This window comes from Phycisphaerae bacterium, assembly GCA_012729815.1.
Taxonomy (GTDB): domain Bacteria; phylum Planctomycetota; class Phycisphaerae; order JAAYCJ01; family JAAYCJ01; genus JAAYCJ01.
Map to the genome: position 1 here is coordinate 1 of JAAYCJ010000357.1, position 1689 is coordinate 1689.

General features: G+C 64.7%; 1 protein-coding gene. It reads right to left on the reverse strand.

Annotation, left to right across the window (positions count from 1 at the left end):
* Nucleotides 1-13 precede the first annotated feature (13 nt).
* The coding region (locus tag GXY33_22680) for a hypothetical protein (GenBank protein NLX07958.1) at nucleotides 14-1689 on the reverse strand (1676 nt) is incomplete at its 5' end.

Below are 1689 nucleotides of genomic sequence, written 5' to 3' on the forward strand. Positions count from 1 at the left end.
CGAGCGTGCCGATCTACTTCGAAGAAATTGTTACCTTGTGCTGCCCTGGGCCCACCTCCACCGCGAGCAGCGTCCACTGGCGCCAGTCGTCGACCACCTTCGGCTCAACCGCTTGGCCGTCGACGTGAACCGCGGGAGCATCCATAGTTGCGGCAATCCGCAACTGGGCCGGCTGTCCTTCGGCATTGACCGCGATCGTCGCCGTCTCCGCCATCCGGTCCCACCGGCCGGACTCGATGTACGCCGGCGACCAATCAATCAGCCGGACCGGACAGTCCCACGACAGCATCGCCGCCGCCACGTGGGCGTCGCGCAGCATGTACCGCTGGTGATAGTTTTTCAGCAGGTCAAACCCGCTTGCCCGCAACTCCTCGGTCAGGTACGCCCGCAGCATCGCGTGCGGCATCACGCGGACCGGGTCGTGCCGGATGAAACCCTCGTTGGGGCAAAGCGAGATGAACTGCGTTTCCCACGGCACGATGTCGTCCCACGCGCGGTGCGCGATCACGTCCAGCGTCTCCGGCTGGGCGCTCTGCGGACCGATGCAGCCGGTCCGCCACCACGGGTCCTTGGGCGAAAATCCGAACGCATCCGCGCTGACCGTGTTGAACGAACCCACCCAGCGCTCGCCAAATCCGTTGCACAGGACACCCCCATAGACTTCCTGGTGGCAAAGCTGACCCGCCCAATCCACGAAGCCGAACTTGGCGATCATCGGCACCGCGTTCTTGGCCAGCAAATACGCCCCCAGGTCCCGCTGGAAATCCGTGCCAAGCCGATTGGCCAGGTAGCGGAACCCGACCAGCCCGGCGTAACCCGCCGTCGGCATGTCGCCGTGGTACATCTCGCCCGCCTCGCGGGCCCCCGGCCCCATCATCACCCAACTGTGCAGTGCCTCCCAGTAACTCGCCATCGAACGGATGGTCGGCCAATGGTCAGCCATCGTCGGCCACATCGCTGCGTACTTGGCGTGCGTGTACAAACCGTACAGCACCAACCCCTGCCAGTAGTCGATGTCGGCGATGCCTTCGCCGTTGATCACGTAGTCCGGCGAGCCATAGCTCGTACACGCCACGTACTGGGCGCCGGTGACCGGGTCGTGACGATAGCGGTAGTTCTGCGGGAACAGCGAACCCATCACGCTACAGCGGGTCAGTTCGCGATACCGCTGATGGACCTGGTCGCTCATGTAGTTCGACGCCCGCCATCCTCCAGCCGAAAAATCATGGGCGGAGCAGTGCGGGAAGATACCCGGCGCCCAGGTGTTCGGATCGGCCGCCGGACCGAACCGCGTCTCGACCTCCTCGGCGCTGAGCGATCCGACCAAATTCTCATGAAGCCAACGGTGCTCCTCGGTGGGTTCGGCGGCCAGCGGATAGTAATCCCACGCCCGCGGTATCGGCAGCTTGTAGTCCACCCGATCGCCCTGCCGCGCCCGGTACGGACCCCACTTGGTCACCAGGTCGAAGTCTTCGACGTCCTTGAGGCAATCAGCGGGCAAATGGCCCTGATCGACGCAGTAGGACACCAGCGGCGGGATCGGCGAGTACCGCGCCGGCTCGGTGTTCCAGTCATCCTGCCACGGCAGGAACTCGATCTGGTCGCGGATCAGCACGTCGCCGCCCGACACCGCGAACGTTTCAACGCACTTCCACGCATAGGCGGCCAGCGGGTCGGCGAACCGGTTAA